We start from the raw sequence: 12,779 nt of genomic DNA, 5'->3' as shown, positions 1-12,779 counted from the left end.
GAGCTTATACAGCACGGTATATGCTATGCGATGGTAAACCTGAGGTCTGCCATCATGCTTGAGGTTGAGTACAAGTACAACGTCAGGACGAAGGAGATAACCAAGGTCCTGAGGGAAGACAACACCTGGAAGGTCTCAACGGCGAAGAGATACTACGAGTGGGCAAGGGGTTTGTGGAGGGACATGTTCTTTTGACAAAGGCTCCCCTCACTCCCTTTTCTCTTTTTTTTTAAACTCTTTCCCCTCCGAGCCGTATAGTATAATCATGATGGGAGGGAAAGGCATGTTCAGAACAAGTATCCTCTTGGCTGTTTTCTTCCTAGTAGGAATAACCTTCTCCTTCAGGGTAACTCAGGGTATAGATGAAGCCCAGAGGGCTGTTGTAAAAGCCTACGAGGTAGGAGCAAAGGAAAAGGCTCCCTACCTATACTCAAAGACGAGGGGCTACAAGGAGGTCGCTTCAATCCTCGCCTCCGAGGCGGACGATGTGGGCTCTAAGATCTTTGCCATAAGGACTATGAACCATGCGTCAAAGGCAATAAGCGCTTCCTTCACCGGAAAGGAGGAACTGACACCGATTGAGAGCCTGCCGAAGCCAAAGGACGAGGAGAAGGCGGCTACCTTCCAGCTCGTTGACCTTAGCGATATAACCAGCAGGATAGAGTTCCTCAGGGGAAACAGGGCGCTCAAATGTTCCCCAAAGGAGCTTGGAAGGGCTGAGGCTTTCTACGATGCTCTCGTCTATGAGCTGAAGAAGGAAGAGCCTAACTCAGCCCTCATCCTGAAGTTCTACAACGAGGTAAGCACCGAGAGCAGGGTTGCGGAGAGCAAGCTCAAGGTCGCAATGGAGAATGAGCTGGAGTGTTACACCGGCAAGAAAAAGGTCTTCACACCTCCTCCCGAAGAGAAGCCCAAAGAGGAGGTGAAGGAGGAAAAGCCCAAAAAAGAGCCAAAGCTCGTGGAGGAGCCTCTCAAGATAACCGCGAGGATATACTTTGACTTTGACAAGTACAACATAAGGAGGGAGTATATCCCTATACTGAACGAGGTGGTCAAGACCCTCAAGAGCAACGAGTTCGTTAAAGTCAGGATAGAGGGCTTTACGGACATAATAGGGACAAAGGAGTACAACGACAGGCTCGCCCTAAAGAGGGCTGAGAGCGTAAAGAGGTACCTTGTCCAGAAGGGAGTTCCTGAGGACAAGATAGAGATCGTTGGCTTCGGCAAGGAGAGGTTTATAGCCAGCAACGAGGACAGCATAGGAAGACTCACCAACAGAAGGGTTGAGTTCATAGTCATAAAACTTCAGGAGGACTGATGCCCGATATACTTATGGGGATTGGAAAAGCCGGGCTCAAGGAGTCCGGCAACCCCGACCTTCTGGTAGTCCTTCTCCCCTACCCCTGCACAACCTCCGTTCTGTTCACCGACAACTACTTCAAGTCAGGTTCGGTCATATATTCCGAAAGGGTAGCCAAGGAGAAGGAAAGGTTCCGCGCCCTTGTGATAAACAGCGGTAACGCCAACTGCGGAACGGGGGAGGAAGGGATAATCCATGCCGAGATGATGGCACATCGGGTAGCTCAGCTCCTTGATATCCGCCACGACGAAGTCCTCGTCTTCTCCACAGGTGTTATAGGAAGACCTCTGCCCATAGAGGATGTGCTTAAAGCTATAGAGAGCGCCTGCTCCCTGTTGGAGCCCCTTGACTTGGAGAGGGCTTCCCAGGTGATATCAACGACCGACAGGTTTCCCAAGTTTGATTTTGTCAAGAGAGAGGGTGTAGAGACCTTTGGCTTCGCCAAAGGTGCTGGTATGATAGCCCCTTCAATGGCGACGATGCTCGCCTTCATCTTCACGACCGCCACCCTTGAACACGAAGACCTCAGAAGGCTCCATAAGGATGTTGCGGACAGAACCTTTAACTCAATAACCGTTGACGGATGCGAGAGCACCAACGACAGCTTCGTCCTCGTCTCTTTGGAGGAGGTAGTAGCTCCCGAGAGGGAGGCTGAGGATCAGCTCTTTGAGGTCTCCCAGAACCTGGCAAAGAAGATAGTTGAGGATGGAGAGGGTGCTACGAAGGTTATAAAGGTAACAGTCAAGAGGGCTACCCTTGAGATGAAGGCTAAGGAGATAGCTAAGACGGTGGCAAACTCCCTCCTTGTAAAGACAGCCATCTACGGCAGGGACCCCAACTGGGGAAGGATAGCGGCGGCTGCGGGGAGCACAGAGTTCCCAATAGACCCCTTCAAGATGAAGATTTACATGGGAAACCACCTCCTCTACGACGGCAAGCCCCACCCCAAGGCTGAGGCGGGAGCGAAGAAGTATCTTGAGGAGGAGAAGGAGGTTGAGATAATCATAGACCTCCAAGAGGGGAAAAACTCCTGGACTTACTACTCCTCCGACTTAGGTTATGAGTATGTAAAGCTGAACGCCGAGTACCATACGTGAGGTGGGCTATGAGGGGACTCCTTGAGGCTCTTCCCTTCTTCATATTCGTAGCGGTATTCCTGGCTATAGCGATGGGAGGAAACTTCCTCAAGTACTTTGGAGGTATTGCCATGATCTTTTCACCGGTGGTCGTTTTAGCGGTCCTTATAATCATCTTCCTCCTGGCAGCCATAAAGGTTGTGCCGGAGTACGAGAGGGCTGTCGTCTTCCGTCTGGGAAGGGTTATAGGTGCGAAGGGACCCGGGCTCATAATAGTTATACCCATAATAGACCGTGTTGTCAGGGTTTCCCTCAGAACCGTTACCCTGGACGTTCCCACCCAGGACATAATCACAAAGGATAACGTCTCCGTTCAGGTGGATGCTGTCGTTTACTTCAGGGTAGTTGACCCGGTTAAGGCTATAGTTGAGGTTGAGGACTACCTCTACGCCACCTCCCAGATAGCCCAGACAACCCTGAGGAGCGTCTGCGGTGAGGCGGAGCTTGATGAGCTTCTCTCAAACAGGGAGGCTATAAACCTCAAGCTTCAGGAGATAATAGACAGGCAAACTGACCCCTGGGGAGTTAAGGTAGTTGCCGTTGAGCTAAAGAAGATTGACCTGCCCGATGACCTTAGGAAGGCTATAGCGAGACAGGCTGAGGCTGAGAGGGAGAGGAGGGCTAAGATAATATCCGCTGAGGCTGAGTTCCAGGCAGCTCAGAAGCTCCTTGATGCTGCAAAGATACTCGCCACCGAGCCGATAGCCATTCAGCTCCGCTATCTTGAGACGCTCCACACCATAGGGCTGCAGAACGCCAAGACGATAATCTTCCCCTTCCCCTTTGAGCTTGCGGAGTTTATGAAGAAGAAACCCTGAGCTCAGGCGCTCAGCAGTATACTTCGCAGTTCCTCGGACTGCTTCTGCTCTCCTACCAGTCCCCTTTCGTGAACCTGTTTATCAACCCTCTTGGGCTCCAAGGTGCTCACTATGTACTCCATAGCCCTGTAAGCCTTTGCAGGGTCCCCGCAGGTGTACACGTCAACCGTTGCCAGTCCGTGCTCAGGCCAGGTGTGGATTGATATGTGGGATTCGGCTAAGAGGACAACCCCCGTCGCCCCATGGGGTTGGAACTGGTAGTAGTGGGATGAGATCTTGGTAAGGTTAGCGACCTTAACGGCGGTCTCAAGTAGGTCACGCACGTCTTCCACGCGGTCTATGCGCTCCGCGTTCACTCCGTAAAGGTCCGCTAAGATATGCAGTCCGAGGGTTTTTGCCATTTCCTATCCTCCCTTGAAAAGTTTTGGAAAAGCCTGAAAAGCATAGTGCAGCTCATAGCTGAACCTCCTTGAAAGCGAATATAAAGTATAATCTTTTTTTGTGAAAAAGACAAGGAACAGGCGGAGCCTGAGACCTACCTCCTCTCTTGTCAAGAACGCCCTCTTCAACATCTTAGGAGACATAGAAGGGCTTACCTTCCTTGACCTCTTCGCCGGCACAGGACAGATAGGCCTTGAGGCTGAAAAGAGAGGAGCCAAGGTCATATACGTTGAGAAGGACCCAAGGAGGACTATGGAGATAAAGAAGGTTGCAAAGGGTAAGGTGATAAGAGGAGACGCCCTCAGGGTTCTTGATAGGCTGGAGGACAAGCCCCACATAATCTTTGCGGATCCGCCTTACTCCTTCAAGGATTACGGCAGACTGATAGAGAAGGCTCTCAGGGTTCTGAGCCCCGGAGGTATCTTTGTCCTTGAGCACAGCAAGAGGGAGAGCTTTGGAGCTGATGAAGAGAGGGTTTACGGAGATACCGTTCTTTCCTTCTGGAGGAAGAGAGGGTGAGCAGGGCTGTCTATCCCGGAACCTTTGATCCACCGCACCTCGGGCACCTGGACATAGTGGAGAGGAGCCTAAAGCTCTTTGACCATGTTATAGTTGCGGTGGCTAAGAACCCGAGGAAGAACCTCCTCTTTACTCAGGAAGAGAGGATGGAGATGTTCAGGAGGATGGTCTCCCACTTAGGGGACAGGGTCAGCGTTAAGGGCTTTGACTCCCTTCTTGTGGACTTCATGAGGGGGGAGGGTGTTGACATAATAGTCAGGGGTGTGAGGCTCTTTACGGACTTTGAGTACGAGCTCCAGATAGCCCTCACGAACTTCAAGCTCGCCGGAGTTGAGACCGTGTTCATGATGCCCTCCCAGGACTACATCCACATAAGCTCAACAATAGTCAGGGACATCGCCTCTTACTGTGGAGAGCTCAAGGACCTCGTTCACCCCTTCGTTGAGAGGAAGCTCAGGGAGAGGTTCAGGTGTGGAGGCTGATATTTAGCCTTATAATCACACCCGCCTTGGCGGGTGTCTTTTGCATAGAGAAGGTTGAGAACGAGACCAACGAGCCCTACCTGAGCTACGCTCTGCTGAAGATGGTGGAGCGGGCTATCTTGGAGAGCGGAGGAGAGCTCTCCTGTAAAGACGGCTCAAAGAGATTGAGGGTAAGGGTCAGAGACTTCAGGGAGACGCCCTTAGCCTACAGTCCGAGCCAGCGGGTCAGCTCCTACATTCTCTCTTTATCCTTTGAGATCTCGGTAGGGGGGAGCTCCTTTTCCGTCGGAGGTAGCGTTCCTTACAGCCTGCCCACCGGAGGGCTCGGTGATGTTCCCAGAAGGAAGGCTATAGACGACCTCGTTGATAAAATATACTTTGAGGTTCTCAAGAACTTCAGGAGGTTGGAAGATGCTGATAAAGGTTGAGAGCTCCAAGCCCCTTGAAGAGGTAAGGCAGAAGCTTGAAGAGACCGCCAAGTCAAAGGGCTTTGGTGTTATGGGCACCCACGAGGTGACCAACATACTCCAGAGCAAGGGGCACCCAATAAGCTACGGCTGTGTAATAGTTGAGATATGCCAGCCCAAGGCTGCGAGCCAGGTCCTTTCTAAGAGACCTGACATATCAACCGCCATGCCCTGCAGGGTGTCTATATACGAGGAGAACGGCAAGACCGTCTTGGCGACCATATCACCCCTCCAGATGATTGAGATGTTCAACGAGCCGGAGCTCAAAGATATAGCCCAGGAGATTGAATCGGTGGTAAAGGAGATAATGGAAGAGTCAGCGAGATGAGCGACGAAGGCTATATGTCCTTGGCTTTGAGCCTCGCAAAGAGGCGTAAGGGACTTACCCATCCGAATCCCACCGTTGGATGCGTCATAGTAAAGGACGGTGAGATAGTGGGGCTTGGCTACCACGAGAGAGCCGGCTACCCCCATGCCGAGGTTGTTGCCCTTGAGCAGGCTGGAGAGAAGACAAGGGGCTCCACAGTCTACATAACCCTTGAGCCCTGCACCCACTTCAGGAGGACACCTCCCTGCACCGACGCCCTCATCAGAGCTGGTGTTAGGAAGGTCTTTGTAGCTACGAAGGACCCGAACCCTGTGGTTTCGGGTAAGGGAATAGAGAAGCTCAGGGAGGAAGGGATAGAGGTGGAGGTCGGACTGCTTGAGGAGGAGGCAAGGGAGCTCAACAGCGACTTCTTTACCTTCGTCACCCAGAAAAGGCCTTTCGTGACCCTGAAGCTCGCCCAGACCCTTGACGGGAAGATAGCCACCCTGAGGGGCGAGAGCAAGTGGATAACGAGCCTACAGAGCAGGAAGTATGCCCACAGGTTGAGGGCTGAAGCGAGCGCCGTCCTCGTGGGGATAAACACCGTCATCAGGGACAACCCATCCCTAACTGTAAGGCACTTCCCCTTTGAGAGACAACCCCTCAGGATAGTGATAGACCCTGAGCTTGAGATTCCGATTGACTCAAACCTCGTCTCCGACGGAGAGGCTCAGACCCTCGTGGTCTTCACGAGAAGGAACCCACCTAAGGAGAGGGAGCTGGAGGAGAGAGGGGTTGCCCTCCTCTTCATGGAAAGGATAGAGCTCAGGGACCTCCTCGTTGAGCTCGCCCACAGGGAGGTTGTGCACCTCCTCGTTGAGGGAGGAGCCTTTACGGTGAGCTCCTTCCTGAGGGAAGGTCTGTGGGACAGGCTCGTCCTCTTCCAGGCTCCAAAGATACTCGGCGATGGTCTCACCCTCGGCAACCTCGGTATTGAAGGCATTGAAAGTGCCCTCAGGGTAAAGCTGGTAAAGGAACTCAGTATAAAGGAAGACAGGGTCTTTGAATACCGTAGGGAGGAGGAGAGCGCCGGTCTCAGGTGGTAGACTCAGACTATATCCTCAATGGGCTTTCCCCTCGCCTCAACACCGAAGGCTCCCCAAAGCAGGTAGGCAACCACTCCCACCATCCAGAGGGCAAAGAGCCCGTATATCCCATACTCGTAACCAGCCTGGGATACAGAGATTAGGATAGGTGGAGCTAAGACACCCCCCAGCCTGCCTACTATTGATATCAATCCTATGGCGGTCGCCCTTATGTGGGAGGGGAATATCTCCATAGCGCTGACGTAAGCTACGCTTGCAAAGGAGAAGGCTACAAAGGAGTAGATTGCGAAGGCTACGTAGAAGTTATCAAGCCAGAGGAGGGCTAAGGTGCTGAGGGCGGACAGGATTCCAACACCTAGACCGGTAGCCTTTCTGCCCAAGATGTCTGAGAATATAGCAACGACCACCCCACCAAAGAAACCTCCCACACTGCCTAAGAGGAAAAAGGTGGGTATCTCTCTGTCATCAACACCCATGGCTGGAGCGATGCTTATGGGAAGGAGGGAAACCAGTCCGTAGTAAGTTGTGAGTATGGTAAGGCTCAGGGAGCTTGCGAAGAGGAACCTCCACTTGTAGTTCCCGATTATTAGCCTGAGACCCTCAAGGAGTCCGCCTTCAAAGACGGGGATTGAACAGCTCTCAACCCTTCTTTCCACCCCCGCCTCCCTCTCAAGCTCCCTCACTACCCTCTCCGCTTCCTCCTCCATACCCTTTGACAGGAGCCACCTTGGAGACTCGGGGACGCTCCTCCTTACCCAGATTATCAGAAGGGCTATGACCCCTCCCAGAAAGAAGGCTAACCTCCAGCCCCATTCGGGAGGCAGGTTCTTCAGAAGAGCGAGGGCTGTAAGGGACGCCAAGATGCTTCCCACGTTCCAGGAAGCCACAACAAAGCCATCTACCTTACCCCTGTGCCTTGCGGGCACGAACTCGTCTATCGCCGAGTGGATAGCTGCAAACTCACCCCCTATCCCTGCTCCGGCGACTATCCTGAGGGCGAAGGCGCTGTAAAAGTCCCAGGCAAAGCCTGTTAGGAATGTGCCCAAGGAATAAAGGAGTAGGGTAATTATGAAGACCCTCTTCCTCCCGTACCTGTCTGCGAGGTATCCAAAGAGAAAGGAGCCCCCTATAGCACCCAGCAGGAATCCGCTTATGACGAGGGAGCTCTCCACAGGGGTCAGCCCGAGAGAGGACTTCATGCTCCCGAGGACATTTCCGACGATAACTACCTCAAAGGCGTCAAGTATCCAGGTTATCCCGAGGGCTATGAGGAACTTCGTGTGGAAGTTGCTCCAGGGGAGGGCATCAAGCCTGCAGGTTATGTCCGTCTCTATCAGCCTCATACGAAACCCTATGCTAATATATTTCCCATGCCCTATGTCAACGTTAAGGTTGCCGGGAAGCTGACAAGGGAACAGAAGGCTAAGATAGTTGAGGGCATAACTAAGCTACTTCAGGACGTTGCCAACAAACCACCCTCCGCCACCTACGTTGTCATTGAGGAGATAGACAGAGAGAACTGGGGGAAGGAGGGTAAGCTCCTCTCAGACGGGGGCTGATGGGAAAGCTCTACGTTGTACCCACCCCTATAGGAAATCTCAGAGATATAACCCTGAGGTCCCTTGACGTCCTTAGAGAGGTAGATACAATCCTGTGCGAGGACACCCGAAGAACTAGGATACTTCTGAACCACTACGAGATAAAGGGGAAGAGGCTGATACCCTATTACGAGCCAAAGGAGGAGAGGCAGATACCGAAGGTGATTGAGCTCCTTCGCAAAGAGGACGTCGCCCTCGTATCGGATGCGGGTATGCCTGCCATATCGGACCCAGGCTACAGGCTCATAAGGAGGTGTATAGAGGAGGGGATAGAGGTTGAGGTTCTCCCCGGACCATCCGCCCTCATCACAGCCATCGTCGGCTCTGGTCTTCCCACCGACAGGTTTCTCTTCGCCGGCTTCCCGCCCAAGAAGGGAACGAGGAGCTTCTTTGAGGAGCTCGCCCAGTGTAGAGACTCAACGATAGTGATATACGAGTCTCCAAAAAGGCTCCTGAAGACTCTGAACCTTATCAGAGAGACCTTCGGTGAGGTTTTCCTCTCCGTTGCCAGGGAGATAAGCAAGGTGCACGAGGAGTATATACGGGGCACTGTGTCTCAAGTCGTTGAAGAGCTTGCATCAAGGGGTAATATTAAAGGGGAGGTGGTTGTAGTATTCAGCCGAAAGCGGTGATTTACGTCTTTATAGTTGCGGTCTCAATCCTCGTTACCCTCTTCGCCTCTTACGTTCACCACAGATTTATTCTCCGTATTGATACTACCGATGTCAGACACTATATAGTCCCCTTCGGAGTTGGTCTCCTCTTCGGGGTTCTCCTCTCCCTCCTTCACCACCTCTACTCCTCTCTGAAGGATAAGGAGAGGCTTTTGCAGGAGATGGCTACCACCGACCCCCTCACGGGCTTGCCCAACAGGAGGATGCTCCTTGACCTTCTCAGGATTGAGCTTGAGAGGGCTAAGAGGAAGGCAACGCCCCTTTCCATCGCAATAATTGATGTTGATGACTTCAAGCAGATAAACGATACCTACGGACACCTCGTCGGAGACGAGGTCCTTAAAGAGATAGCCCATACCCTCAAGAAAAACTTGAGGTCAACGGATATAGTGGGCAGGTTCTGTGGTGAGGAGTTCATAGTCATAATGCCCGAAACGGATCTCAACACAGCGGTCAAGGTTATGGAGAGGTTAAGACGTGCCATAGGAGAAGCCTACTTTGAGCCTGTGGGTAGTGTGAGCGTGAGCATAGGTGTCTCCGAGCTCAGCTCGGGTGAAGATATGGATGAGCTTATAAGGAGGGCTGACGAGAACCTTTACAGAGCAAAGAGGGAGGGGAAGAACAGGGTCGTTGCCGATTAACCCGCCTTACTTCCTTCCTTCTCTTCCTCCTTGACCTCCTGAGCCTTCACCTCTTTTACCTTCTTCTCCTCCTCAACCTCTATCTCGCCCGAGAGGGCTTTCTTGAAGTTTCTTATGCCTGCTCCGAGAGCCTTCCCAGCCTCGGGAAGCCTTGAGGCACCGAAAAGGACGAAGACTATCGCAAGGATTACAAGGAGCTCCGGTATCGTAGGCATGTGAAACATTCTCTAACCTCCTCTATTTAATATAACCTCTCAGCAGCACCTTATCCACTCCAAAGGGGAGCTCTTCATACCCATCCTTCTGTGCCACGCGTGGAACTCGGCAAGGAGCTCGGGATAAGCCTCAAGGAAGAAGAGCTTGTAGGGATTCGGAAGCCCAAAGTAGTCGGAGAAAAGAAAGAAGAGGAATACCTCGTCCAGCTTCCGAGCCTCCCGGCGAAACTCCTGACCGAACTTGAGCCTGTAAAACTCCCTTAAGACCTCCGACAGCTTCAAGCCTCAGCCTCCATGCTTTCCGTCCTGACCGCCTTTATGGACTCAAGGATGATAGCCACCTCAAGCAGGAGTATAAGCCCGCTTACCGAGGCGAGGAGGTAGTCCCCCTTCAGGGCGTTGCTCACCGTGTTTATGAACATAGCCACCGAGGTTATGAGCAGAACGAGAAGGAGGGGAACGAGTACGGGCATAGTCGGCTTTCCAACCCTCCTTAGGTAGAGGTAGGTAACGAGAAGGGCGAGCCCAGCCAGGAGCTGGTTGGCGGCACCGAAGATGGGCCAAAGCAGGAGCCCTCCCTTTCCGCCCTCCTTGGCGAGGACGAGGGCCATTGAGCTGAGGACCGCAACAAGGGAGGCTGTCCAGGCGTTCTTAAGAGGGTTGATGGAGTATATCTGCCCGAGTTCGTTGAGTATGTAACGCTGTATTCTAACGCTCGTGTCCATCGTTGTTGCTGCAAAAAGGACTATCAGGGTGGCTATGAGTGTTCTTGAAAGCTCCGCATCAATACCCAAGGAAGATATCAGGTTTGCCCCTCCCTCAACAACAGCCGGGACTGCGGACTTCTTTATTGAAGCCCAGGAGGAGTAAAGCTCCGAAAACCTGCCCGCCGAAACCATGGCTATACCTGCGGTGCAGGCGATTATCACCGCCACAGCGAGGGAACTCTCTCCAAGAAACCCGAGGTAGCCGACGGTTCTCGCATCGCTCTCTCTGGAGAGCTGTTTTGAGGATGTTCCCGAGGAAACGAGGGCATGAAACCCGCTCAAAGCCCCGCAGGCTATCGTGATGAACAGGAAGGGAAATATGGGTGGTGCCCCCTCAGGAGAGAGGTTTACCGCCGGAGCCATCACCTTTGGGTTCGCAAAGAGAGCCCCTATGTACATGAGTATCAGGAGCACTATGACCTGAAGACCGTTCAGGAAGTCTCTTGGCTGGAGCAGTAGCCAGACGGGGAGGGAGGAAGCGAAGAAGGTATAGGTGAAGAGTATCACTATCCAGAGCATTATTGGGCTTACACCGAGGGCGCCGGAAAGGGGTGATATATCAAGGGGATATACCTTGCCTATGAACATGGAAGCATAAAGGATGGCGAGGAAGAATAGGGTAGGTATGAGGAAGTTAACCCTCAGCCTGTAGACGCTGTAGCCGAAGATTATAGCGAGGGGGACTATTGTCCAGGCGGGGATGACGCTTGAGGGGAACTTCGTAAACAGGAGGGCGATGACGTAGGCAAAGACCGCATTCACGAGCACAGCGAGGGCTAGTATCAGGAGGAGAAACAGAACCCTTGCCCTCTCACCTGCGTACTCACCAAGTATCGTCCCTATTGACCTTCCCTTGTGCCTTATGGAGGTAACGAGGGCTCCAAAGTCGTGAACCGCCCCTATGAAAACCGCTCCTAAAACAACCCAGAGCACCGCAGGAAGCCACCCCCATATCACCGCTATCGCCGGACCAACTATGGGACCCGCACCGGTTATGGAGGTGAAGTGGTGACCGAGGAGTATCCACTTGTTGGTGGGAACGTAGTCAACGCCGTCCTCAAGCTTCCTTGCAGGAGTTTCCCTGCTGTCGTCTAAGGAAAATACCCTCTGGGCGAGGTACCTTGAGTAGATGAAGTATCCAAAGAGGTACATAAGCAGTGCGAAGAGGATTATCCCCACAGCGCTCATGTTAATGATTATAAGACCTTATTCCCTAACCCTGTTTTATATTAAAGTTTATGAATATCCTAATAATCGGAAGCGGTGCTATAGGACTCTCAGCAGCCTTTGAGCTCGCTTTAGCAGGGCACTCCGTCAGGGTTGTTACGAGAAACTACGAAGAGGGAACCTCCTGGGTAGCAGGGGGCATGCTCGCTCCCTTCTCTGAGGGCTTGGTGGGAGACCTCCTCTCCTTCTCCGTAGAGAGCCTGAAGCTCTATCCCGACTTCATCCGCAGGCTTGAGGATGTATCACGCATGAAGATATACTTCAACCGTAAGGGTATCCTCAGGATAACCATGGACGAGGAAGAGCATAGAGAGGTCGGGAGATTAGCCAAAGAGTACGCCCGTACGGGCGTTGATGTTGAGGAGTTAGATTCTCAGGAGCTCAGGAAGAGAAAGCCCTTCCTGTCCGAAGAGCCCTTCGGAGCCTTCCTCTTCAGGGATGAGGGTAACGTGGATGCAGAAAAGCTAATGGACGCCCTCTTACTCGGGTGTGAGAACCTCGGTGTAAAGATACATATAGACGAGATAACTGAGATAGAGAAGAGGGACGGGAGGGTTGAGTCCGTGAAGGGCTACAGGGACACCTACAGGGCTGACTTCTACGTGTTCACCACAGGAGCCTGGAGCAAGAGCCTCCTGAAGCTCCCTGTATTCCCGGTAAAGGGACAGATACTCAAGGTGAAGGGGATTGAGCTTGAGAGGGTGCTCTACTCAAGGGTCGCCTACATAATACCCAAGGAGAACTACCTCCTAATCGGAGCTACCTCCGAGGATGCGGGCTTTGACAGCAGGGCTACTCTGGGGGGTGTTAAGACTCTAACTGAGGGTGCGCTCAGGCTCCTTCCCTCTCTTGGAGATGTTGAGTTTCTCGGCGTTAGGGTGGGCTTCAGACCCGGCACACCCGACGAGGCACCCATCTTTGAAGCTGGAGATAACTACTTTGTCTGCGTGGGGCACTACAGGAACGGCATACTCTGGACACCGGCGAGCGCCCATACTATCCTCTCCTATGTTGAGAGGGG

At 52.8% G+C, this 12,779-nt stretch carries 18 protein-coding genes; 13 read left to right on the top strand and 5 right to left on the bottom strand.

Annotated features, from left to right (window positions below; translation table 11 throughout):
* From AC1HCM_RS07020 to AC1HCM_RS07005, 4 genes are all read left to right on the top strand, one after another.
* The coding region (locus AC1HCM_RS07020) for an FCSD flavin-binding domain-containing protein (protein WP_479461055.1) at window positions 1–195 on the top strand (195 nt) is incomplete at its 5' end.
* Window positions 196–283: 88 nt separating this feature from the next.
* Window positions 284–1,318, top strand: coding sequence for an OmpA family protein (locus AC1HCM_RS07015; RefSeq protein ID WP_479461054.1), 1,035 nt, complete (start codon window positions 284–286; stop codon window positions 1,316–1,318).
* The gene (gene argJ, locus AC1HCM_RS07010) at window positions 1,318–2,457 is read left to right on the top strand and encodes a bifunctional glutamate N-acetyltransferase/amino-acid acetyltransferase ArgJ (protein ID WP_479461053.1); all 1,140 of its coding nucleotides are present in this window, start codon (window positions 1,318–1,320) and stop codon (window positions 2,455–2,457) included. Before AC1HCM_RS07015 ends, argJ begins: the two co-directional genes overlap by 1 nt.
* Window positions 2,458–2,465: 8 nt before the next feature.
* On the top strand, window positions 2,466–3,314 hold the full coding sequence (locus AC1HCM_RS07005) for a slipin family protein (protein ID WP_479461052.1): 849 nt from the start codon (window positions 2,466–2,468) through the stop codon (window positions 3,312–3,314).
* Between the two features lie 2 nt (window positions 3,315–3,316).
* On the opposite strand, the gene speD is transcribed toward AC1HCM_RS07005, so the two are convergent.
* Window positions 3,317–3,715, bottom strand: a complete 399-nt coding sequence (speD, locus tag AC1HCM_RS07000; RefSeq protein ID WP_479461051.1) for an adenosylmethionine decarboxylase — start codon at window positions 3,713–3,715, stop codon at window positions 3,317–3,319.
* Between the two features lie 100 nt (window positions 3,716–3,815).
* Between speD and AC1HCM_RS06995 the strand changes: the two genes are divergently transcribed.
* The 5 genes from AC1HCM_RS06995 to ribD are packed head-to-tail and all read left to right on the top strand — an operon-like array spanning window position 3,816 to window position 6,636.
* Complete coding sequence (locus tag AC1HCM_RS06995; protein WP_479461050.1) at window positions 3,816–4,274, top strand: RsmD family RNA methyltransferase; 459 nt, start codon at window positions 3,816–3,818, stop codon at window positions 4,272–4,274.
* Window positions 4,271–4,756, top strand: a complete 486-nt coding sequence (coaD, locus tag AC1HCM_RS06990; RefSeq protein WP_479461049.1) for a pantetheine-phosphate adenylyltransferase — start codon at window positions 4,271–4,273, stop codon at window positions 4,754–4,756. Before AC1HCM_RS06995 ends, coaD begins: the two co-directional genes overlap by 4 nt.
* A complete protein-coding gene (locus AC1HCM_RS06985) occupies window positions 4,744–5,184 on the top strand; it encodes a hypothetical protein (RefSeq protein WP_479461048.1) in 441 nt (146 codons plus the stop codon). Before coaD ends, AC1HCM_RS06985 begins: the two co-directional genes overlap by 13 nt.
* Window positions 5,168–5,551, top strand: coding sequence for a DUF302 domain-containing protein (locus AC1HCM_RS06980; protein WP_479461047.1), 384 nt, complete (start codon window positions 5,168–5,170; stop codon window positions 5,549–5,551). The genes AC1HCM_RS06985 and AC1HCM_RS06980 overlap by 17 nt, the downstream gene beginning before the upstream one ends.
* Window positions 5,548–6,636 (top strand): bifunctional diaminohydroxyphosphoribosylaminopyrimidine deaminase/5-amino-6-(5-phosphoribosylamino)uracil reductase RibD, encoded by a 1,089-nt coding sequence (gene ribD / locus AC1HCM_RS06975; protein WP_479461046.1) that lies wholly within the window; start codon window positions 5,548–5,550, stop codon window positions 6,634–6,636. Before AC1HCM_RS06980 ends, ribD begins: the two co-directional genes overlap by 4 nt.
* 2 nt (window positions 6,637–6,638) lie before the next feature.
* On the opposite strand, the gene AC1HCM_RS06970 is transcribed toward ribD, so the two are convergent.
* Window positions 6,639–7,979 carry an MFS transporter gene (locus tag AC1HCM_RS06970; protein ID WP_479461045.1) on the bottom strand — a complete coding sequence of 447 codons (1,341 nt, stop codon included), beginning with the start codon at window positions 7,977–7,979 and terminating at the stop codon, window positions 6,639–6,641.
* A gap of 27 nt (window positions 7,980–8,006) precedes the next feature.
* On the opposite strand from AC1HCM_RS06970, the gene AC1HCM_RS06965 reads away from it, so the two are divergent.
* Genes AC1HCM_RS06965 through AC1HCM_RS06955 form a run of 3 tightly spaced genes read left to right on the top strand, consistent with a single transcriptional unit; the run spans window position 8,007 to window position 9,549 of the window.
* Complete coding sequence (locus AC1HCM_RS06965; protein ID WP_479461044.1) at window positions 8,007–8,195, top strand: tautomerase family protein; 189 nt, start codon at window positions 8,007–8,009, stop codon at window positions 8,193–8,195.
* Window positions 8,195–8,866 carry a 16S rRNA (cytidine(1402)-2'-O)-methyltransferase gene (gene rsmI, locus AC1HCM_RS06960; protein ID WP_479461043.1) on the top strand — a complete coding sequence of 224 codons (672 nt, stop codon included), beginning with the start codon at window positions 8,195–8,197 and terminating at the stop codon, window positions 8,864–8,866. The genes AC1HCM_RS06965 and rsmI overlap by 1 nt, the downstream gene beginning before the upstream one ends.
* The gene (locus AC1HCM_RS06955; protein WP_479461042.1) at window positions 8,863–9,549 is read left to right on the top strand and encodes a GGDEF domain-containing protein; all 687 of its coding nucleotides are present in this window, start codon (window positions 8,863–8,865) and stop codon (window positions 9,547–9,549) included. Before rsmI ends, AC1HCM_RS06955 begins: the two co-directional genes overlap by 4 nt.
* Here the strand turns inward: AC1HCM_RS06955 and tatA are convergent.
* The 3 genes from tatA to AC1HCM_RS06940 are packed head-to-tail and all read right to left on the bottom strand — an operon-like array spanning window position 9,546 to window position 11,719.
* Window positions 9,546–9,773 (bottom strand): twin-arginine translocase TatA/TatE family subunit, encoded by a 228-nt coding sequence (gene tatA / locus AC1HCM_RS06950; protein ID WP_479461041.1) that lies wholly within the window; start codon window positions 9,771–9,773, stop codon window positions 9,546–9,548. The genes AC1HCM_RS06955 and tatA overlap by 4 nt on opposite strands.
* Before the next feature lie 30 nt (window positions 9,774–9,803).
* Entirely contained in the window at window positions 9,804–10,046 is a 243-nt protein-coding gene (locus AC1HCM_RS06945; protein WP_479461040.1) for a cory-CC-star protein, read from the bottom strand.
* Window positions 10,043–11,719 (bottom strand): carbon starvation CstA family protein, encoded by a 1,677-nt coding sequence (locus AC1HCM_RS06940; protein ID WP_479461039.1) that lies wholly within the window; start codon window positions 11,717–11,719, stop codon window positions 10,043–10,045. The genes AC1HCM_RS06945 and AC1HCM_RS06940 overlap by 4 nt, the downstream gene beginning before the upstream one ends.
* Before the next feature lie 50 nt (window positions 11,720–11,769).
* Between AC1HCM_RS06940 and thiO the strand changes: the two genes are divergently transcribed.
* A partial coding sequence (gene thiO, locus AC1HCM_RS06935; RefSeq protein WP_479461038.1) for a glycine oxidase ThiO occupies window positions 11,770–12,779 on the top strand: 1,010 nt, incomplete at its 3' end.

This window comes from Hydrogenivirga sp., from assembly GCF_056450045.1.
Note: the sequence above shows the minus strand (reverse complement) of the source record. Positions and strands in the feature narration are given on the sequence as shown.

What these genes read in the sequence shown, in the direction of transcription:
- AC1HCM_RS07015 (WP_479461054.1), top strand. Translation starts at nt 284, where the DNA reads ATGTTCAGAACAAGTATCCTCTTGGCTGTTTTCTTCCTAGTAGGAATA.
- argJ (WP_479461053.1), top strand. Translation starts at nt 1,318, where the DNA reads ATGCCCGATATACTTATGGGGATTGGAAAAGCCGGGCTCAAGGAGTCC.
- AC1HCM_RS07005 (WP_479461052.1), top strand. Translation starts at nt 2,466, where the DNA reads ATGAGGGGACTCCTTGAGGCTCTTCCCTTCTTCATATTCGTAGCGGTA.
- speD (WP_479461051.1), bottom strand. Translation starts at nt 3,715, where the DNA reads ATGGCAAAAACCCTCGGACTGCATATCTTAGCGGACCTTTACGGAGTG.
- AC1HCM_RS06980 (WP_479461047.1), top strand. Translation starts at nt 5,168, where the DNA reads ATGCTGATAAAGGTTGAGAGCTCCAAGCCCCTTGAAGAGGTAAGGCAG.
- ribD (WP_479461046.1), top strand. Translation starts at nt 5,548, where the DNA reads ATGAGCGACGAAGGCTATATGTCCTTGGCTTTGAGCCTCGCAAAGAGG.
- AC1HCM_RS06970 (WP_479461045.1), bottom strand. Translation starts at nt 7,979, where the DNA reads ATGAGGCTGATAGAGACGGACATAACCTGCAGGCTTGATGCCCTCCCC.
- AC1HCM_RS06965 (WP_479461044.1), top strand. Translation starts at nt 8,007, where the DNA reads ATGCCCTATGTCAACGTTAAGGTTGCCGGGAAGCTGACAAGGGAACAG.
- rsmI (WP_479461043.1), top strand. Translation starts at nt 8,195, where the DNA reads ATGGGAAAGCTCTACGTTGTACCCACCCCTATAGGAAATCTCAGAGAT.
- tatA (WP_479461041.1), bottom strand. Translation starts at nt 9,773, where the DNA reads ATGTTTCACATGCCTACGATACCGGAGCTCCTTGTAATCCTTGCGATA.
- AC1HCM_RS06940 (WP_479461039.1), bottom strand. Translation starts at nt 11,719, where the DNA reads ATGAGCGCTGTGGGGATAATCCTCTTCGCACTGCTTATGTACCTCTTT.